We start from the raw sequence: 639 nt of genomic DNA on the forward strand, positions 1-639 counted from the left end.
TTACGGACAGTGCCTGGTGGGTAGTTTGACTGGGGCGGTCTCCTCCCAAAGAGTAACGGAGGAGCACGAAGGTGGGCTAATCACGGTCGGACATCGTGAGGTTAGTGCAATGGCATAAGCCCGCTTGACTGCGAGAATGACAATTCGAGCAGGTGCGAAAGCAGGTCATAGTGATCCGGTGGTTCTGAATGGAAGGGCCATCGCTCAACGGATAAAAGGTACTCCGGGGATAACAGGCTGATACCGCCCAAGAGTTCATATCGACGGCGGTGTTTGGCACCTCGATGTCGGCTCATCACATCCTGGGGCTGAAGTCGGTCCCAAGGGTATGGCTGTTCGCCATTTAAAGTGGTACGCGAGCTGGGTTTAGAACGTCGTGAGACAGTTCGGTCCCTATCTGCCGTGGGCGTTGGATGATTGAGAGGGGCTGCTCCTAGTACGAGAGGACCGGAGTGGACGAACCGCTGGTGTTCGGGTTGTGTCGCCAGACGCATTGCCCGGTAGCTAAGTTCGGAATCGATAACCGCTGAAAGCATCTAAGCGGGAAGCGAGCCTCAAGATGAGTCATCCCTAGACCTTTAAGGTCTCTAAAGGGTTGTTGAAGACTACAACGTTGATAGGTCGGGTGTGTAAGTGCTG

At 54.5% G+C, this 639-nt stretch carries 1 rRNA gene; it reads left to right on the forward strand.

Annotated elements, in window-relative coordinates:
- A 23S ribosomal RNA gene (locus C9J46_RS21415) occupies positions 1-639 on the forward strand; the annotation flags it as partial.

The sequence above is a fragment of the Photobacterium sp. GB-36 genome (assembly GCF_003026135.1).
Classification (GTDB): domain Bacteria; phylum Pseudomonadota; class Gammaproteobacteria; order Enterobacterales; family Vibrionaceae; genus Photobacterium.